The following is a 20,255-nucleotide window of genomic DNA, read 5'->3' on the forward strand; positions in this document are numbered from 1 at the left end:
GTCGCGCAATATCACCTCAAAGAACAGGGGGCCCCAAATGGCTTTTGAACTTCCCGATCTTCCTTATGCACATGACGCGCTGGCCAGCAAAGGCATGTCGAAGGAGACGCTGGAGTACCACCACGACATTCACCACAACGCCTATGTCACCAACGGCAACAAGGCGATCGAGGGGACCGAGTGGGACGGCAAGTCTCTGGAAGAGATCATCAAGGGCACCTATGACCCCAACGCTGTCGCGCAGTCGGGTATATTCAACAACATCAGCCAGTTGTGGAACCACAACCAGTTCTGGGAGATGATGACGCCCGAGGACAACAAGATGCCGGGCGAGTTGGAGAAGGCGATCAACGACAGCTTCGGGTCGGTCGACAAGTTCAAGGACGAGTTCAAGGCCGCCGGCGGCGGTCAGTTCGGCTCGGGCTGGGCATGGCTGGTCAAGGACACCGATGGCAGCCTGAAGGTCACGAAGACCGAGAATGGCGTGAACCCGGTCTGCTTCAACCAGACCGCGCTCTTGGGCTGTGACGTGTGGGAGCATTCCTACTATATCGACTTTCGCAACAAGCGGCCTGACTACCTGTCGAACTTCCTCGACAAGCTTGTGAACTGGGAAAACGTCGCCAGCCGCATGTAGGTGCCAGCGACCTCCAATCATCTGATTTCAGCCCCCGGCCGCTTGGCCGGGGGTTTTCTTGTCGGAGCCACCCTGCATGACCGAAACCGCCAAGGGCGTCGGCGCCATCATCCTGGCCTGTACCATCTGGGGACTTTCGGGCCTGTTCTACAAGCTGCTGGCGGGGCTGCCGGTGCTGGACATTCTGGCGCATCGCACGCTCTGGGGCGCGGTGTTCTTCCTGTTGGTCCTCGGTGTGCAGGGCCGGGTCGGTGCACCGCTGCGCGTGCTGCGCGGGCGCGGGACGTTTCGCATTCTGGCCGGAGCGTCGGTTCTGATCGCGCTCAACTGGATGCTGTTCGTCTGGGCCATCAAGTCGGGGCAGGCGCTGGAGGCGTCGCTGGGATACTACATCTTTCCGCTGGTGGCGGTGCTGTTCGGGCTTTTGTTTTTCGGCGAACGGCTGCGCCGGGCCGAAGCGCTGGCGGTGCTGCTGGCGGCGCTGGCCGTCGCCGTTCTGACCGCGGGCCTGGGTGTGGCGCCGTGGATCGCGCTGAGCATCGCGGCCAGTTTCGGCGCCTATGGCGCGTTGAAAAAGCACCTGGATGTGGGCCCGGTCGTATCCGTGACGGCGGAATCGCTGCTGCTGGCGACCCCGGCACTGGCATGGCTGGTTTGGTCGGCGGTGCAGGGCGGGGCGGTGATGGGGGGATCCTGGGCGCTGGCGCTGACCCTGATGCTTGCCGGGCCGATGACGGCCACGCCGCTGATCCTGTTCAGCTATGGCGCGCGGCGGATCGACCTGGCGAGCGTGGGCGTGCTGTCCTACCTCAATCCCAGCCTGCAATTCGCCGTCGCGGTTCTGATATTTGCCGAGGCTTTCACCGGCTGGCACATGGTCGCCTTCGCCATGATCTGGACCGCGCTGGCGCTCTACAGCCTGGCGCGCTGGCGTTACCGGCCGGTGGCACCAAGGCCCTCCATCAGGTCCTGAACGGTGTCGACGACGGTGGTGTAGTCGCGTAGGGAGGTGTCGGCGAAACCCTCATTAATGACGTGGTCGATAAGCTGGATGAGCTTTGTCCAGTAACCCTCGGTATTCAAAAGGAAAACCGGCTTTTCGTGCAGTCCGATCTGGCGCCATGTCAGGACCTCGAAATACTCGTCGAGCGAGCCTGCGCCGCCCGGCAGGACGACCACCGAGTCGCAGTTCATGAACATCACCTTCTTGCGCTCGTGCATGGTCTCGGTGACGATGTAGCGGGTGAGGTCGGTCTTGCCGACTTCCCATTTCACGAGGTGGTCGGGGATGACGCCAAAGGTTTCGCCCCCGGCGGCCTGGGCCGCGCGCGCCACGGCGCCCATCAGGCCCACGTCGCCTGCACCGTAGACCAGCCGCATGTCGTGTTCCGCAAGGGCGGTGCCAAGTTCCGTCGCCGCGGCCTCGTAGGCCGGGTTTTGCCCTTTGCGTGAGCCACAAAAGACACAGACGGAACGCTTGGACATGAAATCACCAATGGCTGGAGGGGCTTGTTTTGACCGTTCTAGCCGGTGTTGCTAAACTCCTGCAACCGCAGAGCTGTCGGCGCGGTCGGGGGATAACGGGATATGAGCAAGCAGTCTGGCATGGCCGGAGGATACGGTACCGCGATCGCGGGGGCGGTCGGGGCGTTGGTTGTCGTGGTCGGACTGTACGTTGCGGGCGTCTTCGATTCTGATCTGGACGCACCGGAGCGGGGGACGGGCGGCGCTGGCGACAGTTCCGACGCGCCCACGGCGGAGACCGCAACGGCGGAGAGCGGTGCGGGCAGGGCTCCTGAGACCGACGGGATGGCGCCGGCCGATAGCGCCGGGAGCCAGGCTGGGCAGACGGCGAAGACCGGAACCAGGGAGGCGGAGGACGCGGCAAAGGCCGAGGCCACAGATACAACAGAGGCTGACGCGGCAGAGCGCCCGGAGGCCGAGACCGCCGATACGGCGTCGGAGATGCCGGCGCCGCCCAAGGTCAACACCTTTCGGCTGGACCCGGATGGCCGGATGCTGGTGGCCGGGCGGGCCGAGCCGGGCTGGGAAACCGCGATCCGGCTGGACCGCGACGTGCTGCGCAGTTTCGTGCCCGAGGGCAATGGCGAGTTCGTGGAGTTCGTGACGGTCGACCCGAGCGAGGAGCCTCGGGTACTGTCGCTGAGCATGCGTTCGCCGGAGACGGGCGAAGATGTTGTCAGCGAAGGGGAAATCATCATCGCGCCGCTGCGGGCGCCGAGGCAGCCGGACGTGGCCGGCGGGGATGCGGTCGCGGCGCTGGAGGCCTCGGGGCCGGAGGGTGCGACGTCTGATGACGAGGCGCAGGCCGTGGCGCCTGCCGACACGACAACGCAGGCTGCCGAGCCGGTAGAGGCCGTGGAGCCGGACGGGACGAGCGCAGACACCGTGGCTGATGCTGTGGAGGAGGAGGAGGCTGCGCCCGAGATCGAGACGGCGGCGTTGTCTGACCCCGCGGCACCGGCGCGCGACGGTGAGACGTCGCAGGCCGCGCAGGAGACCGAGGCGCGGGCCGCTGCGCCGGAGGCAGAAGCCGAGGATGGAGAGACCGGGGCGCAGACCGGGACTGCGCCCGAGTTGCAGTCGGACACTGCGGCTGACGCGAGCGGGACTGCTGCTGCCACCGAGGCCGAAGGGGACGACGTGGCTGCGGACGAGGCCGGTACGGAGCAAGCCGCCACCACAGGCACAGGAGGTGACGCCACGGCGCCGGACAATGCGGGGACGGATCAGGCCGCCGTTGCCATGCAGACCGAAGACGGCGACGCGGCGACAGGCGCCGCCGGAGTGGATCAAGCCGCCGCCGCCACAGGGGGCGAAAGCGAAGACGCGGCCACGGGGGCGGCCGGCACGGAGCAAACCGACACCACGGGCGCCGGGGATGGCGAGACGGTGACGGCTGCGGTGACGGGGGAGGCCGGGACGAGGCAGGACAGCGATAAGGCGAACGAAAGCCCTGCCGCCGAAGGCACTGGCGATGGCGCGAGCGGCGTCAGCGATGATGCGCCGGGGGCGGCGGTGCTGATGTCCGACGCGGATGGCGTGCGCGTGATCCAACCCGCGCCGGGCGATGCCAGCCCCGACGTGATGTCTGTCGTGGCGCTGGACGCGATCAGCTATTCCGACACCGGCGAGGTTGAACTGTCCGGCCGGGGCGCCAAGGACGGGTTCGTGCGGGTCTACCTGGACAACACGCCGGTCACGACCTCGCGGATCGAGGCGGATGGCAGCTGGCAGTCGGACCTGCCGGAGGTGGATACCGGCGTCTATACGCTGCGGATCGACGAGGTGGATGCCGACGGCAACGTCACCAGCCGGGTCGAGACCCCGTTCAAGCGCGAGGACGAGACCCTGCTGGCCGAAGCCACGCAGGCGGGCAAGCTGGTGCAGGCGGTGACGGTGCAGCCGGGATACACGCTGTGGGGGATTTCGCGACGCAACTACGGCGAGGGGATCGAGTATGTGCGGATCTTCGAAGCCAACCGCGACCGCATCCGAGACCCCGACCTGATCTATCCGGGGCAGGTCTTTACCATACCCGACCATGCGGAGTAGGCCCGGCAAGGAAAAACCCCGACGCGGGATGCGCCGGGGCCTTTGTAACTTTCCTTGGCAAACGCCGTAATAAAGGTTGGATCGGGGATCACGACGCCACCTGAAAGAGGGCTCAATCGTTTTCTTCGGCCTCTTCCTCGATGCTGTCGCCGAGGTTGGACAGGTCGTGCCCGAACCCTTCGGTCGTCTCGCACGCGGCGAGGGCGAAAAGGGCAGTGAGAGCTGCGATGAAACGCATGTTCTTTCTCCGTTTACCGAGGCACGTTGCCTGCGCTTGGCACGGAAACGCGGGACGCCGGGTTTGGTTCCGGGGCAAATGCAAAAACTGCGACACTCCTGTGCGGCGGTGCGTCTGGCCTTGGGAACGGGCTTGGCCTATGTGACGCACAAGCGAAGGAGACCAGATGCGGCGAAGACCCACGACAGCGACGGAAATGCCTGAGAACGGCTTGCAGGTGATCCGGCGCGTGGCGCCGTACCTGTGGCCCGAGGGGCAGACCTGGGCCAAGCGCAAGGTGGTGCTTGCGATGATCGCGCTGGTCATGGCCAAGGTCGTGGCCGTGGGCACGCCCTTTTTCTACAAGGCGGCGGTGGACAAGCTGGCCGGGGAGGGCGAGACGGCGGCGTGGATGCTGGGCGCGGGCGCCATCGGTCTGACCGTGGCCTATGGCATGGCGCGGCTGATGAACGTCGGCTTCCAGCAGTTGCGCGACGCGATTTTCGCCCCTGTGGCGCAGCGCGGCCTGCGGCGGCTGGCGCTGGAGACGTTCGAGCATGTGCACCGGATGTCGATGCGCTTTCACATGACGCGCAAGACCGGCGGGTTGAGCCGGATCATCGAGCGCGGGGTGAAGAGCGTCGAATTCCTGCTGCGGTTCCTGCTGTTCTCGGTCGGGCCGCTGATCCTGGAGTTGTTGATGATTGGCGTCGTGCTGTGGACGCTGTTCGACTTTTCGTACCTTGCCGTGGTCATGGGGGTGATCGCGGCCTACACGATCTTTACCTTCAAGGTGACGGAGTGGCGGGTGAAGCTGCGTCGGCGGATGAACGAGCAGGACACCGACGCCAATCAGAAAGCCATCGACAGCCTGTTGAATTTCGAGACGGTGAAATATTTCGGCGCCGAGGGGCGCGAGGCGGCGCGGTATGACCGCGCGATGGAAGGCTACGAGACGGCGGCGCTGAAGACATCCTATTCGCTGGCCTTCCTGAATGTCGGGCAAAGCTTTCTGATAACCGGCGGGCTGGTGGCGGTGATGGTGATGGCCGCGATGGGGGTGCAGAGCGGCGCGTTGACGGTGGGCGATTTCGTGATGGTCAACGCCTACATGATCCAGATCACCATGCCGCTGAACTTTCTGGGCACGGTATACCGCGAGATTCGGCAGAGCCTGGTCGATATGGCGGAAATGTTCGATTTGTTAGAGAAAACGCCGGATGTGACCGACGATCCGGATGCAAAAGGTTTGAAAATCGAAGGCGGGGCAGTGCGATTTCGGGGCGTTTCGTTTGGTTATGACCCCGAAAGACCGATCCTGCACGGCATCTCTCTGACCGTGGCGGCGGGCGAGACCGTGGCGCTGGTGGGGCCCTCGGGGTCGGGCAAGTCCACGATCGGGCGGCTGCTGTTCCGGTTCTATGACGTGAGCGGCGGGGCGCTGGAGATCGACGGGCAGGACGTGCGCGGCGTGACACAGGAAAGCCTGCACGCGGCCATCGGCGTGGTGCCGCAGGACACGGTGCTGTTCAACGACACGATCGGTTACAACATCGCCTATGGCCGCGAGGGGGCCACGCAGGCCGATATCGAGGCGGCGGCGAAGGCGGCGCAGATCCACGAATTCATCGAGAGCTTGCCCAAGGGGTACGAGACGCAGGTGGGCGAGCGCGGGCTGAAGCTGTCGGGTGGCGAGAAGCAGCGGGTTGGCATTGCGCGCACGCTGCTGAAGGACCCGCCGATCCTGCTGCTGGACGAGGCCACGTCGGCACTGGACACAGAGACCGAGCGCGAGATCCAGGACGCGCTGCGCCGGGCCGGCGAGGGGCGCACGGTGATCACCATTGCGCACCGGCTGTCGACGGTGGCCGATGCCGACCGGATCGTGGTGCTGGAAGACGGACGGATCGTCGAGGAAGGCACCCATGCCGAGCTGTTGGCGCGTGAGGGTCGCTATGCCGGCCTGTGGGCGCGGCAGGCCAGCGAGCGGGAGCGGGCGGCCTGAGTCGCCAAAGAGAGCACGGGCCGGGCGCATGAGGCGCGTCGTGGAGGACAAGGCGGCCCGCACCGGCGAAAAACCGCGCGTCGCGCCCCGGTCCGGCGGACGAATTTCCCTTGTTTGAAGGCTTGGATTTTCTTTGCTGGATACGTCGCGTCATCCGGCTATTTTCCTGTGGAACAGTTTGGGCGACATGCGGTAGAGCGCGAGTCCCTGGCCGCGTTTTTACGAGTTACTTCTGGTTTTGGTGCGAACGGCCGACGCTGACGGCGCGCTGAGCAAGAGGTGACATGTACCGCGGGACGATTCTGTATTTTTCGGAAGATGGAGATGTCGCGCATATCTGGTGCGCGACGGCCGCAAATCCCCTGTTCCGGGCGAGGAAGTCCGATTTTCCCGGGCTTCGGCTGGCATTGCAGGTTGGCAAGGAAGTGGTCTTTGATGGCGAGACGTCTGACGGACAATGGGTCGTGTCGCTGCACCTGGCGTCGGCGCATGAAGCGTGAGGGGACGTGGGTTTTCACCCACCCTACGCAGGGTCACTCGGCGGCACGGAGGGATTTGTCCTTGGGCGTGTCGTCCTGGTAGGCGACATCGGAAACGCTTTCCGTCCAGATGATCTCGGGCGCGCGGACGCGGGCGGCCTGGCGCGAGAGGGCCCAGTCGCGTGCGGCGCGGCTGGTGCGGCCGAAGGAGAGCTTGGCCAGAAGCTGGGCGCCCCAGAGGACGTAGGTGGTGGCCCAGATGCGCAGGGCCAGCATGGAGGGGGTGAAGACCAGCGTCAGCACCGTGGCGATGCCGAGGCCGAAGACCACCGCGGTCGCCAGCTGTTTCCACCAGAGCGCGGTGGGGCTGTTGAACGTGTAGCCGCCGGCGAAGAAATCGAGGCTGAGGCCGAACATCATCGGGGCAAGGCCCGCCATGGTGGTGATCGTGGTCAACAGGACGGGGCGGATGCGCGCCTCGGCCGTGCGGGTGATCGCCTCAATCCGCGGCATGTAGCGGGAATATTCCTGGTAGGTGTCGATCAGCACGATGTTGTTGTTCACTACGATGCCCGCGAGCGCCACGATTCCGGTGCCGGTCATGATGATGGAAAACGGCTGGTTCATGACGAGCATCCCGATCAGGACGCCGGTGGTCGAAAGCACCACCGCGAGAAGCACGAGAATGGCGTTGTAGACCGAGTTGAACTGCGCCAGCAGGATGATGAACATCAGCCCCAGGGCGCCGAGGAAAGCCTGTTGCAGGAAGGCGCCTGATTCCTCCTGGTCCTCGGCGTCGCCGGTCCATTCATAGGAAATGCTGCGCGGCATGTCGGTGGTTTCGAGCCACTGGGTGAGGGTCTCGATCCGCTCGTTGGCGGTGAGGGGGACCTGGGTTTCCTCGCCGTTTTCGCCGGTGGTGGTGACGGTCAGGCCGTCCGTCACGGCGGCCTTGACGTCGAAATAGCGGGTCTGGTCGACGCGGTCGATCTGGGCCAGTTTCGGCACCGGCTGGCGGGTGATGAAGTTCGACAGCGGCACGAGGCCGTCATTGGTGCGGACCTTGAGCGTGTCGAGGGTTGAGAGCACACGGTCCTCCTCGGGGAGGCGGACGCGGATGTCGATTTCCTCGTCCGAGGAGGGCACGCGCATGGTGTCGAGCAGGATGCCGCGGGTCACCAGCTGGACCATCGCGCCCACGGTGGCCACGTCGGCGCCGAAGCGGCCCGCCTTTTCCACGTCGACGTCGATCTGCCAGTCGATGCCGGGCAGGGGAAGCGTGTCCTCGATCAGTTCCAGCCCGCGGGTGCCCTCGAACTTCTCACGGGCCGCGGCGGTGAAGGCTTGCAGTTCTTCCCAGTTGTCGCCCTTGAGGCGCAGGTGCACGGGCTTGGCCGAGGCGGGGCCCTGTTCGAGCGACAGGATCTCGACCTTCATGCCGGGGATCTGTTCAAGCTGCGCGGTCAGCTGGTCGATGGTGCGTTCGCCGTCCGCCACGGGGTCGTTGACGCGGCGCTGCACGTCATAGTCGAGGACCGGGATGGTGAACCACGTCTCATAGGTGGTCGGACGGTCCTCCCACTTGATCAGCTCGAACTGGACCTGGCCGATGGTGTCGAGCGGGGGCTGCGCGCCGCCGGTGTTGTTGTTGAGCCCGCCATCGCCGGCGAAGGAGAAGGCCGACAGGACGTTGGGATGGGCCAGCACGACCGCTTCGGCCTCGCGGACCAGCGCGTCTTTCTGGCCGATCGAGAGGTTGCCGCGGGCGCGGACGTAGACGATGGCGTTCTCGGGCTCTGATTCCACGAAGAACTCGGTGCCGTTGTTGTTGTTCACGTAGTACATCAGCACCGAGCCGACGAGTACGAAGATCGCGCAGAAGGCCACCAGCGGCATGATCGGGTTGGCGGCGATGGCATGGATCACCCAGCCGAAGGGCGAGCGGCGGTAGCCCGCGTCGACGCGCCGGGCGCGGTGCAGTCGGGTGTATTGCCCGATGGCGATGGCGCCAAAGACGATCAGGGCGACGACAATCGCGGCGGTCCAGCCGATGCCCGAGGCCCAGGCGACGCCGATGGCGGCGGCCGCGAAGATCAGGCCACGGGCCACCGGGAAGGGCAGCTTGCGCGCCTGCCAGGTGTCGAGGCTTTGCCACAGCAGCGACAGGCGGCGGAAGAAAGCCAGCACGCACAGGAGCGCGGTCAGCGCGCCGGCGAGGGCCACGCCGCCCGCGATGACCATGCCCAGACCCAGCCCGAATGCGGTGAGCAGCGACGGGATGACCGAGCCGAGAATGTTGCCGCCGTCCATGCCCGCGAACTGTGCCCCGGCCTGCTGGGCGAGGGGGCCAATGGCCTGACCGGCCAGCATCAGGCCGCCCAGGGCGAGCACGGCGAGCGCGATATGGAGATACCAGCGTGTGGTGGCGATGGAGTCGATCCGCTGGGTGAACCAGCGTTCGATGCGGCCCGTGACGCCGCCCATGACGGGCAGGTAGACCAGCGCCACCAACAGCGAGGCCGACAGCACGAAGATGAGCGTGACGGGCAGCATCATCATGAACTGCCCCGGCACTCCGGGCCAGAAGAGCATCGGCAGGAAGGCGCAGAGCGTGGTGGCGGTGGAACTGACCACGGGCCAGAACATGCGCTTGGCGGCGGCCACGTAGGCGTGCATCGGGCCTTCGCCCTCGGCGATGCGCTTGTCGGCGTATTCGACCACGACGATGGCGCCGTCCACCAGCATGCCCACGGCGAGGATCAGGCCGAACATGACGATGTTCGAGACCGGCACGCCCATCACGGCAAGCAAGGCAAAGCAGAGCAGGAACGAGGTGGGGATGGCGAACCCCACCAGAAGGGCGGGGCGGATGCCGAGAGCGGCCAGAGTGACGATCATCACCAGCGCGATGGCGGTCAGCACCGAGCCTTCGAGTTGCGAAACCATCGAGGCGATGATGCGCGATTGGTCGTTGGACGTGTCGACCTGTACCGCGACCTGGAGTTCGCTGGGCCAGTTGTCCTCGGCCTCGGCCACGACCTCGCGCACCAGCGCGGCGGTGTCGATGATGTTGAAGCCCTTGCGCTTGACGACTTGCAGGGCAATGGCCGTCTCGCCGTTGAAGCGGGCGGTGCCGGCGCGGTCCTCGAAGGTGAGGTTGATACGGGCAAGATCGCCCAGCGTCACGACGCGGTCGCCGTTCGTCTTGACCGGCAGGTCGTAGATGTCGCGCGTGTCGTCGAAAGAGGAGGGGATCTTGACCGAGAAGGCACCCTGGGCGCTGTCGACCTCGCCCGCGGCAATGAGCTGGTTGTTGTTCTGGACGACGTTCAGAAGCTCGTTCGCGGTGACGTTGTAGGCTTCGAGCCGCAGAGGGTCGATGACCACTTCGACCATCTCGTCGCGGTTGCCGGCGATGCCGGCCTCGAGCACGGGCTCGAGCCCTTCGAGCCGGTCCTGAAGGTCCTTGGCGATGCGCGCCAGCGTGCGTTCGGGCACCGGCCCGGAGAGAGACACGATGATGATGGGGAATTCGGAGAAGTTGATTTCGTTGATCGTGTATTGCTCGGCGCCTTCGGGAAAATCGGCCTCGGCGGCGTTCATGGCGTCGCGCACGTCGGCCATGATCTGGGTCTTGTCCCAGCCGAATTCGAATTCCAGCGCGACACCGGCGTAGTTCTCGGCCGCCGTGCCGGTCATTTCCTTGAGACCGTCGAGGTCTGAAAGCTCGGTTTCCATGACCTTGACCAGCAGTTTCTCGGAATCCTCGGCCGAGATGCCGGGAAAGTTGACCGAGACGAAGAGGGCCGGGATCTCGATATCCGGTTCGCCTTCCTTGGGCAGGGATATGTAGGCTGTGGTCCCGGCGACGATCGACAGGATGATGAAGGCGATCACCATCCGGGCGCGCTGCGAGGCCCAGTCGACGATTCCGGTCATTGGATCGCCTCGCGGTAGGCGGGTTTCACCGGCACGCCGTCGGCGACGAATTCCTGACCGATGATGATGACGTCGGAGGTGTCGTCGAGGCCGGTGACGAAGACACCGGTGGGGCTGTCGCGCAGCAGGGTCACGGGCTTGAACCGGGCCGTCTTGTCCGGGGTCACGATGCGGACCCCGAGAGCGCCGTCATCGTCGAGCGTGAGGGCCGATTGCGGCAGGAGATGCGCCTTGACGCCTGCGGAGTCGATGCGGATCTCGGCGGTCTGGCCGTCGCGCAGGGAGAGATCCTCGTTCGGGACGCGGATATCGACGCGGAAGGTGCGGGTGGTGGGATCGGCGGCGCGGGAGATGAAGGTAACGGTGCCTTCGACGGTGCCACCCGAGGCCAGCCGGGCGGTGGCGGGGGCGTCGAGGCTGACCTTGCCGATCTCGGTTTCGGGGACGTAGCCCACCAGCATGATCGGATCGAGCTGGATCACGGTGGCGCAGAGCGTGCCGGCCTGAAGGAAGCTGCCAAGCTCGGCGGTGTCGGACTCCAGCAGGCCGGAGAAGGGCGCCTTGATGGTCAGCCGGTCGATTTCCTTGCGGGCGGAGGCCACGGCGGCCTCGGCGCTTTGTACGCCGGAGCGGGCCGCCTCGATGCCGGCGGCGGCGGTTTCCTGTCGGGATTGTGCCGCCTTGAGTGCGGCCTCGGCGCTGGTGATCTGGGCCTTGGCGCCTTCGACGGCGGCCTTGGTCTGGGCCACGCGGGTCTGCGAGGCGAAGCCGTCGGTAGAGAGTTTGTCGGCGGCGTTGGCATTTATCTCTGCCTCGCTGAGCACGGCGCGGGCCTCGACCAGGCGGGCGCGGCTTTCCTCGATGCGGGCCTCGGCCTCGGGTACGGCGGCCTCGGCTTCGGGGATGCGGGACTTGGCCTCGGCCAGGCGGGCCAGCGCCTCGGCCAGGTTGGCCTCGCGCGTACCGGGGTCGAGCTGGCAGAGGGTCTGGCCTTCGTCCACGAAGGCGCCCTTGCGGATCGGGTCCGAGACGATCTGGCCGGCGGTTTCGGCGCGCAGTTCGACCTGGCGGGCGGCCTCGGTCTGGCCTCTTACAGTGACGGCGCTGTCGATGGTACGGGCGGTGGAGCGCAGGGCCACGACGCCGACGGTGCCATCGCGCTCTTCCTCGGTTTCGGCCAGCGGGTCGGCCTCTTCGGTGCCCGGCGTGACCGCCTCGGTCTGTTCGGTATCCCCCTCTGCGGCGAAAAGTGCCGCAATGCGCTCGCGTTCCATCACGAGGGCATAGATCATTGCGCTGACCAGAATGGCGGCGAGAATGGGAAACAGTCGCATGAAAAGGCTTTCTGAGCGTCGTCTACATGTGTTTACAGGCACTTGGCCCGCAAGGCCATGCGTCTTGGTGCGTTATGCGCTGAACTATCGAGTTCAGATTAGTTCTTTTCAGCGGAATGATCAAGCCGGTCTAGGTGTCCGTGCGGGCGCTGGCCGGCAGAGCGTGCCGCGCGCCCCTTGGCAGGGCCGGAACGACACGGTAAGAGGGGCGAAATCGCAAGGAAAGGCAGCCCGGAGTGAGCCAGTCTGACAGTTTCATCGACGAGGTGACCGAAGAGGTCCGCCGCGACCGCCTGTACCGGAATTTCAAGCGGTACGGATGGATCGGCATTCTGGCGGTCCTGTTGCTGGTGGGCGGCGCGGCCTACAACGAATGGCGCAAGGCGCAGGAGCGGGCCGAGGCGCAGGCGCTGGGCGATGCGATCATCGCGGCGCTGGGCGAGGAGGACCGCGCGGCCCGCACCGCGGCGCTGGACGCCATCCAGCCCGAAACCGGCGGGGCGAAGGCCATTGTCGGCCTGCTGGCAGCGGGTGAGAGCGGGGCGGAGATCGCCCCGGAGTCGGTCGAGCAGCTGTTGACGCTGGCGGATTCGCCCGATGTGCCGCTGGTCTATCGCCAGATCGCGACCCTCAAGGCCGTGGCCCTGCCCGGGTCGGGCCTGAGCAACGAAGACAAGCGCGCCCGGCTGGAAGGCATGGCGGCGAGCGGCGGGATCGTTCGTCTGCTGGCCGAGGAGCAGCTTGCGCTGGTCGATCTGGAGGCCGGCGACCGGGACGCTGCGCTGGAGCGGCTGCGCGGGATCTACGAGAGTGCGGAAGCCACAGCGGGCTTGCGTCGGCGTGCCGAGCAGTTGATTGTTGCGCTGGACGGTGACATTGAAGAGGAGCCGGGCGGCACGACCGACGGCAACTAGGCGTGACCCAGGCCCGGACCCGGGCCGACGCGAGGACAAGTACGGGGGCGACAGCGGTGAAGACGTTAGCGGGAGTGATTGGCCTGAGTGCGCTGTGCCTCGTCGCGGCCTGTACCAAGAAGGAAAACATCCTGACCGGCGAACGCCAGGAGATCAGCGAGATCCTTCAGACCGAGCAGGGCGAGCCGGATCTGGCGGCGCAGACGGTGACGGGCAGCGTCCCGCCTCTGGCCCTGCCGGCGGCCCGTAGCAACGCCAGCTGGGCCCAGAGTATTTCCAACGCCCGCACCCGCGTGGCGCATCCGGCGCTGCTCGGCACGCCGCAATTGGCCTGGACGGCCAATATCGGGCAGGGCGACGGGCGCAAGTCGCGCATCACCGCCGACCCGGTGGTGGGCGGTGGCATGGTTTACACGCTCGATGCACGAGCGCAGGTCTCGGCCTTTACCACCGCGGGCCAGCAGGTCTGGACCCGCGACCTGGTGCCCGCGAACGACAGCAGCATCGATGGCAGCGGCGGCGGTCTGGCCTATGACAACGGGCAGCTTTTCGTGTCGTCCGGCTTTGGCCTGCTGACCGCGCTGGATGCTTCGACCGGCACCCAGCAATGGCAGCAGAACCTGCGCGCGACCGGATCGGGCAGCCCCACGGTGGCGGGCGACCTGGTTTACGTGGTGGCGGGCGACGAGCTGGCCTGGGCGCTGGACCGCACCGACGGCCGCATCGCCTGGCAGCTGGAGGCGACGCCGGACATCCAGAACGTTCTGGGCGCGCCGTCGCCTGCGGTGACGGACAAGTACGTGGTCTTCGGTTTCGGCTCGGGCGAGGTGCAGGGCGCGTTCCTGAAAGGCGGGCTGCGGCGCTGGACGGCGCAGATCGCGGGCAGGCGGCAGGGCTATTCCAGCGGGCAGATCGCCGATGTCACCGGCGACCCGGTGATCGACGGCAACACGATCTTTGCGGGCAATCATACCGGGCGGACCGTGGCACTGAACCTGGGCAATGGCGAGCGACTGTGGACTGCAGCGGACGGACCGCTGAACCGGGTGTGGCCGGCGGGTGATTCCATTTTCATGGTGTCGGACCGAAACGAATTGTTGCGGCTGGCCAAGTCCGACGGGCGGCGGCTGTGGGGCGTGAAACTGCCGTTCTTCACCAAGTCGAAGCCCAAGAAGCAGGCGCGGATATTTGCCCATCACGGGCCGATCATTGCCGGTGGCCGCCTGATCATCGCGTCGAGCGACGGGTTGATGCGGTTCTATGACCCCACGAACGGCGCGGCGCTGGGACAGGTGCAGATGCCGGGCGGGGCGACGACCAACCCGGTTGTGGCCGGAGGCACGCTTTATGTCGTGTCGTCCAAGGGCCAGTTGATGGCTTTCCGTTAAGCCGGACATGGTGTAACTGGGCGGCCTCAAGGGCCCTGATGCGCAGGGCGCGGTTCATCCGATCCGGAGCCTGACAAGATGAGTTTCACACTGGCAATCGTGGGCCGCCCCAACGTGGGCAAATCCACGCTGTTCAACCGGCTTGTGGGCAAGCGGCTGGCGCTGGTCGACGACCAGCCCGGCGTGACGCGCGATCTGCGGGAAGGGGATGCACGGCTGGCCGACCTGCGCTTCACGGTGATCGACACCGCCGGGCTGGAGGATGCCACCGACGACAGCCTCGAGGGCCGGATGCGCAAGCTGACCGAGCGGGCGGTGGACATGGCCGATGTGTGCCTGTTCCTGATCGACGCGCGGGCCGGGGTGACGGCGCTGGACGAGATGTTCGCCGAGATCCTGCGCAAGCGGGCGGATCACGTCTTTGTCGCCGCCAACAAGTCCGAGGGCAGCGCCGCCGATGCCGGTGTGCTGGAGGCCTATTCTCTGGGCCTGGGCGAGCCGATCCGCCTGTCGGCCGAGCATGGCGAGGGGATGCACGACCTTTACACCGCGCTTTTGCCGCTGGCCGACGGCTATGCCGAGCGGGCCGAGGCGGAAGCCCCCGAGGTGGACGTGGCCGTGGACGAGGATGGCGAGGCCGATCCCGACGGTGTGCGCAAGCCCACCAAGGCGCGGCCTTTGCAGGTGGCGGTTGTGGGGCGGCCCAACGCGGGCAAGTCCACGCTGATAAACAGGATCCTGGGCGAAGATCGGCTGCTGACCGGACCCGAGGCGGGGATCACCCGGGATGCGATTTCGTTGCAGACGGACTGGGACGGGCTGCCGATGCGGGTATTCGATACGGCGGGGATGCGCAAGAAGGCCAAGGTACAGGAAAAGCTGGAAAAACTGTCGGTGAGCGACGGGCTGCGGGCGGTGAAGTTCGCCGAGGTCGTGGTGGTTCTGCTGGACGCCGCCATTCCGTTCGAGCAGCAGGATCTGCGTATCGCCGACCTGGCCGAGCGCGAGGGTCGGGCGGTGGTCGTGGCGGTGAACAAGTGGGATATCGAGGACGACAAGCAGGGCAAGCTGCGCGACCTGCGCGAGGCGTTCGAGCGGCTGTTGCCGCAGCTGCGCGGCGCGCCGCTGGTGACGGTCTCGGCCAAGACGGGCAAGGGGCTGGACCGGTTGCGTGCCGCGGTCGAGAAGGCCTATGACGTGTGGAACCGGAGGGTCAGCACCGCGCGGCTCAACCGCTGGCTGACGGGGATGCTGGAGGCGCACCCTCCCCCCGCGCCGGGCGGGCGGCGGATCAAGCTGCGCTACATGACCCAGGCCAAGACACGGCCGCCCGGGTTCGTGGTGATGTGCAGCCATCCCGACAAGATGCCGGCGAGCTATTCGCGCTATCTGGTGAACGGGTTGCGCGACGATTTCGACATGCCGGGCACGCCCATCCGCCTGACCCTGCGGTCACAGTCGGACAAGAACCCCTACAAGGCAAAGAAAAAGGCCGGGCCGTCGAAGCTGCGCAAGCACATCAAGGGGCGCGGGCAGGGCTAGGCGCGGGACGTGCGCAGGGCCAGCACCGACAGTGCGACGAGGCCCGCGGCGCAGAGCGCCAGCACCGGCCAGTTGACGGGGTCGACATTGGCGACACCGATGCCGATCAGGGCCCAGACGACCGCGACGGCGTATTCCGGCGTGTCGGGGCGCAGCGTCAGCAGAATGGCGGCCAGCACGAGGGCAAGCGCGATCATGGCGAGGGCGGCGGTCTGTTCAGAGATATAGCCATAGCCCGCCAGAAAGAGGCCGAGCGCCACGCAGGATGCCGCCGTGAGCCAGCCGGTATAGAGGGCTATCGGCGCGCGCAGCCAGATCCGGTCGCGGTGCCCCATGCGCAGGAAGGCCAGCGCTGCGGTGGCCCACATGATCCAGATCAGGACCGTCGCCCAGGCGGGATTGATATTGGCCACCGGGATCCAGGCCGCGCCGATGACAAGGCTGGCGATATAGGGCCAGCGCATGGTGTCCCAGGCGGGATCGTCGTGGCGGTTCAAGAGCCCGAAGAGCGCCCCGGCCAGAAGCCAGATATAGATCAGCCCCCAGATCGAGAAAGCATAGCCCGCGGGCTGCACCGGGGGGGTGTCCTGCGGGATCGGGAACTGGTCGGCGCTGAACCCGTTGAAGCCGGCGCTGTAAACCGGGGACAGGGCGAAGAGGATGGCGGCGACGAGCGCGAAGACGGCCTTGACCTTGAACATGATGCCTCTCATTTTTCGCTGCGGGAGGCGGCCTGACGGAATTTCGCTGCCGACTCTTGCAAATGACTGAAATAGTTTCAAATTGAACCTGTAAAGGGTGTTTCTGGTTACGTTTTTTGACGGATTTCCTGCCTGTGGAGGCGTTTCGCCATGACAATCCGCGATTATCTGAGGGATTACACGCGCAAGTCCGATGCGATGGGCGCGCTGAGCTATGGCGCGAGTTTCGCGGCCTATTTCGCCGCCTTGGGCCTGGGCGCGTGGGCATGGCCTGCATGGTGGGCGGTGCTGCCCTGCGTGGTCATCCTGGCCTTCGCGTCGGTGCGGCTTTACGTGTTGCAGCATGATTGCGGGCATTACTCGCTCTTCGCGACGCGGTGGCTGAACGACGTGGCGGGGCATGTGTTGTCGGTGTTTTCGCTGACGCCCTACCGGGTGATGCAGTTCAATCACAACCAGCACCATGCCTATCTCGGCAACCTGGAGCACCGCGAGACCACCGAGGTCTATACCATGACCTTGCAGGAATGGCGCGAGGCGGGGGTCTGGACGCGGACGTGGTACCGGATCTATCGCAATCCGGTCGTGATGCTGAGCCTGGGCGGCATCTACGCTTATTTCATCGCCTATCGCTGGCCGGTGAACACCATGAAGGTGGGTCCGTGGGGCGTGGTTGCGCACAACCTGGCCGTCGCCGCATATGTCGCCATTGTCTGGACGTTCTTGGGCGTGCCAGGGCTGGTGGTGCTGGGCACGAGCGCATTGCTGGCCGGCGTGATCGGGGTGTTCCTGGTCTACTTGCAGCACAATTTCGAGGACACCTACTGGGACCGCAAGCCCGACCTCGATTTCCGCAAGGCGACGCTGGAAGGCTCGTCGAGCCTGGACCTGGGGCATTGGTGGGATATCGGGACGGGCAACATCGCCTATCACGATCTGCATCACTACAACCCGCAGATCCCGTCCTATAACCTGCGCCGGGCACAGAAGAACCTGCCCGACGAGTTGCGGGTGCATGACGAGATCCGCTGGCGCGAGGCGCTGGCGAGTTTCCGGCTCAAGCTGTGGGATGAAGAGAGCGAGAAGCTGGTGCCGTTCCCCTGCCGACGAGCGCGGCGCGGTATGGTCGCGGGGGCCTGAAATTCTTCGTACGAAGAATTTCAGGTAAGATTATTCGTACGAATAATCTGGCGCGTCAGACCTTTTCCACCGTCACGTCATCGGAAGAGTAGAAGGCGAGGTGGTCCTTTATGCGGGCCACGTCGGACTTGGGGTCCTCGTAGCTCCAGGCGGCGTTTTCCAAAGTCTTGCTTTTGGTGACGATCGAGAAATAGCGGGCCTCGCCCTTGTGCGGGCAGGTCGTGCGGTGGTCGCTTTCGTCGAGGAAGGCCATTGCGATGTCTTCGCGGGGGAAATAGATGACATCGTTCAGGCCATCCTCGGCCAGAACCAGTGCGTTCCTGCTTTCGACCAGCACCGCGCCGCCTGCGCGGACCGTCCATGTGCCCTCTGCCTTGTGGATCGTGATCGCTGCCATGTCTTTTCTTCCTTCCCTCGTGTTGTGTCATAGGCACCGGGACGCGGCCCGGTGTCAACCCGTTGGCCCGCGCTTGTGTGACCCGTCCGTGTGACAGGGGGATGTCACAGCGGGGCGGTCACCTGTTCCAGCCAGTGGCGCGCGGTGGTGTCGAGGCGCGGCCCGATCCGGGTGCGGCAGGTGGCGTGGTAGTCGTTCAGCCACTCGAGTTCCGTGCCGGTGAGCGTGTCCGCATCGATGAGGCGGCGGTCGATGGGTACGTAGTTGAGTGTGGTGAAGTGCAGCATTTCACGCGTGTGGTCGCCATCGGGCAGGGCGGGCGCGGGGGTGACGACAACGAGGTTCTCGATGCGGATGCCGAAGGCGCCCTCGCGGTAGTAGCCCGGCTCGTTCGACAGGATCATGCCGGGTTTGAGCGGCTCGGTCGAGGCGCGCGACAGGCGCTGCGGGCCCTCGTGGACGCACAGATGCACGCCGACGCCGTGGCCGGTGCCATGGTCGTAATCCTGCCCGGCCAGCCATAGAGGATAGCGCGCGATGGCGTCGAGGTCGCGGCCCGAAAGGCCCCTGGGCCAGCGCGCGCGGCTCATGGCGATCATGCCTTGAAGCACGCGGGTGAAGGCAGCGCGTTCGGTGTCGCCGGGCTGGCCCACGGCGAGCGTACGGGTAATGTCGGTTGTGCCATCCTGATATTGCCCACCACTGTCGAGCACCAGCAGGTCGCCCTCTTGCAGGGTGCGGTTGGTTGCCTCCGAGACGCGATAATGCGGCAGGGCGCCGTGCGGGCCGGAGCCGGCGATGGTGTCGAAGGAGATGTCGAGCAGGGCGCCGGTGGCGCGGCGGCAGGCCTCGAGCTTTTTCACCAGGTCGATCTCGGTGATCGTGCCGGGCGATTGTGCGTCGTACCATGCAAGGAAAGTGCACATGGCGGCGGCGTCGCGCAGATGCGCCTCGGTCGTGGCGGCGATCTCGGCGTCGGTCTTGCAGGCCTTGGGCAAGATGCAGGGGTCGCCGTCATAGGCGATTTCGGTTCCTGCGTCCTCGAGCAGCGACACGATGCGAAGGGGCACCGAACCGCGGTCGAGCCGGACGGGGCCGGAGAGGGCGCTGATGGCCGGGGTGAAATCCTGCGGCATGGCGAGGGTGACATCGTCGCCCAGATGGGTGCGCACGGCGTTGTCGAGCTTGGCGGGGTCAATGTAGAGGTCGACTTTCGCATCGTCGTGCAGGATGGCGAAAGCGTGCGGGATCGGGTTGCGGGGGATGTCGCTGCCCCGGATGTTCAGAAGCCACGCGATGGAATCGGGCAGGGTGAGGATGGCGGCGCGGTGGCCGTCCTCGCGCAGGGTTGCGGCAAGCTCGCTGCGCTTGTCGGCATGGGATTTGCCGGCGAGGTCGTCGGGGTAGACGCGCACGGCGCCGGTGGGCGGGGCGGGGCGGTCGGGCCAGGTGCGGTCGATGAGGTTGTCGGTGGGTTTGAGCGTGATTTGCGTGCCCTTGAGGCCCTCTTCGATCGCCGTGATCTGCTCGGGCGTGTAGAGCCACGGGTCATAGGCCACGGTGCCGCCCCGAGGCAGGTGGGTCTTTAGCCAGCCTGCGGGCCGCGTGTCGGGCCAGTCGACGGGGGTGAAGTGATCGGTGTCGACCTGGGCGCGGACCTGACCCCGGTAGCGGCCGTCGACGAAGATGCCGGCGATATCCCGCAGCACGATGCAGAAGCCCGCGGAGCCGGTGAAGCCGGTGAGCCACGCCAGACGCTCGTCGCCGGGCGCCACGTACTCGCCCTGATGCGCGTCGGCGCGGGGGATCATGAAGCCGTCGATGCCGTCACGCTCCAATTCAGCGCGCAGGAGTTTCAGGCGCGGTGGGCCCTGGTCGGGCGAGGAGGATCCGGAAAAGGACTGGAAGACGGTGTCGGGCAAATCTGTCATGGGCAAAGTGCTAGGGCCGCGCGGGGTGAAGTGCAAGTGCGGCTGTGACAGGGGC

16 protein-coding genes are annotated in these 20,255 nt (G+C 66.0%); 9 read left to right on the forward strand and 7 right to left on the reverse strand.

The annotated features are described in order from the left end of the window. The first annotated feature begins 37 nt into the window (after positions 1-37). On the forward strand, positions 38-637 hold the full coding sequence (locus RBB31_RS10770) for a superoxide dismutase (protein WP_306129293.1): 600 nt from the start codon (positions 38-40) through the stop codon (positions 635-637). 76 nt (positions 638-713) lie between these two features. Next, entirely contained in the window at positions 714-1,610 is an 897-nt protein-coding gene (gene rarD / locus RBB31_RS10775; RefSeq protein WP_306129294.1) for an EamA family transporter RarD, read from the forward strand. Here the strand turns inward: rarD and RBB31_RS10780 are convergent. Then, positions 1,571-2,122, reverse strand: a complete 552-nt coding sequence (locus RBB31_RS10780) for a TIGR00730 family Rossman fold protein (RefSeq protein ID WP_306129295.1) — start codon at positions 2,120-2,122, stop codon at positions 1,571-1,573. The two genes, rarD and RBB31_RS10780, sit on opposite strands and share 40 nt — an antisense overlap. 102 nt (positions 2,123-2,224) lie before the next feature. Here RBB31_RS10780 and RBB31_RS10785 point away from each other — a divergent pair, with 102 nt between their 5' ends. Further along, positions 2,225-4,213 carry a LysM peptidoglycan-binding domain-containing protein gene (locus tag RBB31_RS10785; RefSeq protein WP_306129296.1) on the forward strand — a complete coding sequence of 663 codons (1,989 nt, stop codon included), beginning with the start codon at positions 2,225-2,227 and terminating at the stop codon, positions 4,211-4,213. A gap of 112 nt (positions 4,214-4,325) precedes the next feature. On the opposite strand, the gene RBB31_RS10790 is transcribed toward RBB31_RS10785, so the two are convergent. Next, complete coding sequence (locus tag RBB31_RS10790) at positions 4,326-4,451, reverse strand: entericidin (RefSeq protein ID WP_306129297.1); 126 nt, start codon at positions 4,449-4,451, stop codon at positions 4,326-4,328. 166 nt (positions 4,452-4,617) lie between these two features. On the opposite strand from RBB31_RS10790, the gene RBB31_RS10795 reads away from it, so the two are divergent. Together RBB31_RS10795 and RBB31_RS10800 are read left to right on the forward strand one after the other, a co-directional pair. After that, positions 4,618-6,435, forward strand: coding sequence for an ABC transporter ATP-binding protein/permease (locus RBB31_RS10795; protein ID WP_306129298.1), 1,818 nt, complete (start codon positions 4,618-4,620; stop codon positions 6,433-6,435). 284 nt (positions 6,436-6,719) lie between these two features. Further along, on the forward strand, positions 6,720-6,935 hold the full coding sequence (locus tag RBB31_RS10800; RefSeq protein ID WP_306129299.1) for a hypothetical protein: 216 nt from the start codon (positions 6,720-6,722) through the stop codon (positions 6,933-6,935). A 33-nt stretch (positions 6,936-6,968) separates the two neighbouring features. Here RBB31_RS10800 and RBB31_RS10805 read toward each other — a convergent pair whose 3' ends face one another. Continuing rightward, on the reverse strand, positions 6,969-10,853 hold the full coding sequence (locus RBB31_RS10805) for an efflux RND transporter permease subunit (protein ID WP_306129300.1): 3,885 nt from the start codon (positions 10,851-10,853) through the stop codon (positions 6,969-6,971). Then, positions 10,850-12,187: an efflux RND transporter periplasmic adaptor subunit gene (locus RBB31_RS10810; RefSeq protein ID WP_306129301.1), complete on the reverse strand. Its 1,338-nt coding sequence runs from the start codon at positions 12,185-12,187 to the stop codon at positions 10,850-10,852. Before RBB31_RS10810 ends, RBB31_RS10805 begins: the two co-directional genes overlap by 4 nt. 236 nt (positions 12,188-12,423) lie before the next feature. Here RBB31_RS10810 and RBB31_RS10815 point away from each other — a divergent pair, with 236 nt between their 5' ends. The 3 genes from RBB31_RS10815 (at position 12,424) to der (ending at position 16,031) form a co-directional block, all read left to right on the forward strand. Then, positions 12,424-13,101, forward strand: a complete 678-nt coding sequence (locus RBB31_RS10815; RefSeq protein WP_306129302.1) for a hypothetical protein — start codon at positions 12,424-12,426, stop codon at positions 13,099-13,101. 56 nt (positions 13,102-13,157) lie between these two features. Further along, positions 13,158-14,489, forward strand: coding sequence for a PQQ-like beta-propeller repeat protein (locus RBB31_RS10820; RefSeq protein ID WP_306129303.1), 1,332 nt, complete (start codon positions 13,158-13,160; stop codon positions 14,487-14,489). Between the two features lie 78 nt (positions 14,490-14,567). Next, complete coding sequence (gene der, locus RBB31_RS10825) at positions 14,568-16,031, forward strand: ribosome biogenesis GTPase Der (RefSeq protein ID WP_306129304.1); 1,464 nt, start codon at positions 14,568-14,570, stop codon at positions 16,029-16,031. On the opposite strand, the gene RBB31_RS10830 is transcribed toward der, so the two are convergent. Beyond that, positions 16,028-16,732 (reverse strand): hypothetical protein, encoded by a 705-nt coding sequence (locus tag RBB31_RS10830; RefSeq protein WP_306129305.1) that lies wholly within the window; start codon positions 16,730-16,732, stop codon positions 16,028-16,030. The genes der and RBB31_RS10830 overlap by 4 nt on opposite strands. A 150-nt stretch (positions 16,733-16,882) precedes the next feature. Here RBB31_RS10830 and RBB31_RS10835 point away from each other — a divergent pair, with 150 nt between their 5' ends. Further along, entirely contained in the window at positions 16,883-17,872 is a 990-nt protein-coding gene (locus tag RBB31_RS10835) for a fatty acid desaturase (RefSeq protein ID WP_306129306.1), read from the forward strand. Positions 17,873-17,927: 55 nt separating this feature from the next. Here the strand turns inward: RBB31_RS10835 and RBB31_RS10840 are convergent, their stop codons facing one another. Both RBB31_RS10840 and RBB31_RS10845 read right to left on the reverse strand, forming a co-directional pair. After that, positions 17,928-18,269, reverse strand: coding sequence for a DUF427 domain-containing protein (locus RBB31_RS10840; protein ID WP_306129307.1), 342 nt, complete (start codon positions 18,267-18,269; stop codon positions 17,928-17,930). A gap of 104 nt (positions 18,270-18,373) precedes the next feature. Beyond that, the gene (locus tag RBB31_RS10845; RefSeq protein WP_306129308.1) at positions 18,374-20,200 is read right to left on the reverse strand and encodes an aminopeptidase P family protein; all 1,827 of its coding nucleotides are present in this window, start codon (positions 20,198-20,200) and stop codon (positions 18,374-18,376) included. Positions 20,201-20,255 lie beyond the last annotated feature (55 nt).

This window comes from Roseovarius sp. MMSF_3350, assembly GCF_030733425.1.
In the GTDB taxonomy this organism is placed as follows: Bacteria; Pseudomonadota; Alphaproteobacteria; order Rhodobacterales; family Rhodobacteraceae; genus Roseovarius.

What these genes read in the sequence shown, in the direction of transcription:
- RBB31_RS10790 (WP_306129297.1), bottom strand. Translation starts at nt 4,451, where the DNA reads ATGCGTTTCATCGCAGCTCTCACTGCCCTTTTCGCCCTCGCCGCGTGC.
- RBB31_RS10800 (WP_306129299.1), top strand. Translation starts at nt 6,720, where the DNA reads ATGTACCGCGGGACGATTCTGTATTTTTCGGAAGATGGAGATGTCGCG.
- RBB31_RS10810 (WP_306129301.1), bottom strand. Translation starts at nt 12,187, where the DNA reads ATGCGACTGTTTCCCATTCTCGCCGCCATTCTGGTCAGCGCAATGATC.
- RBB31_RS10845 (WP_306129308.1), bottom strand. Translation starts at nt 20,200, where the DNA reads ATGACAGATTTGCCCGACACCGTCTTCCAGTCCTTTTCCGGATCCTCC.
- RBB31_RS10770 (WP_306129293.1), top strand. Translation starts at nt 38, where the DNA reads ATGGCTTTTGAACTTCCCGATCTTCCTTATGCACATGACGCGCTGGCC.
- rarD (WP_306129294.1), top strand. Translation starts at nt 714, where the DNA reads ATGACCGAAACCGCCAAGGGCGTCGGCGCCATCATCCTGGCCTGTACC.
- RBB31_RS10780 (WP_306129295.1), bottom strand. Translation starts at nt 2,122, where the DNA reads ATGTCCAAGCGTTCCGTCTGTGTCTTTTGTGGCTCACGCAAAGGGCAA.
- RBB31_RS10840 (WP_306129307.1), bottom strand. Translation starts at nt 18,269, where the DNA reads ATGGCAGCGATCACGATCCACAAGGCAGAGGGCACATGGACGGTCCGC.
- RBB31_RS10795 (WP_306129298.1), top strand. Translation starts at nt 4,618, where the DNA reads ATGCGGCGAAGACCCACGACAGCGACGGAAATGCCTGAGAACGGCTTG.
- RBB31_RS10805 (WP_306129300.1), bottom strand. Translation starts at nt 10,853, where the DNA reads ATGACCGGAATCGTCGACTGGGCCTCGCAGCGCGCCCGGATGGTGATC.
- RBB31_RS10835 (WP_306129306.1), top strand. Translation starts at nt 16,883, where the DNA reads ATGACAATCCGCGATTATCTGAGGGATTACACGCGCAAGTCCGATGCG.
- RBB31_RS10785 (WP_306129296.1), top strand. Translation starts at nt 2,225, where the DNA reads ATGAGCAAGCAGTCTGGCATGGCCGGAGGATACGGTACCGCGATCGCG.
- der (WP_306129304.1), top strand. Translation starts at nt 14,568, where the DNA reads ATGAGTTTCACACTGGCAATCGTGGGCCGCCCCAACGTGGGCAAATCC.
- RBB31_RS10830 (WP_306129305.1), bottom strand. Translation starts at nt 16,732, where the DNA reads ATGTTCAAGGTCAAGGCCGTCTTCGCGCTCGTCGCCGCCATCCTCTTC.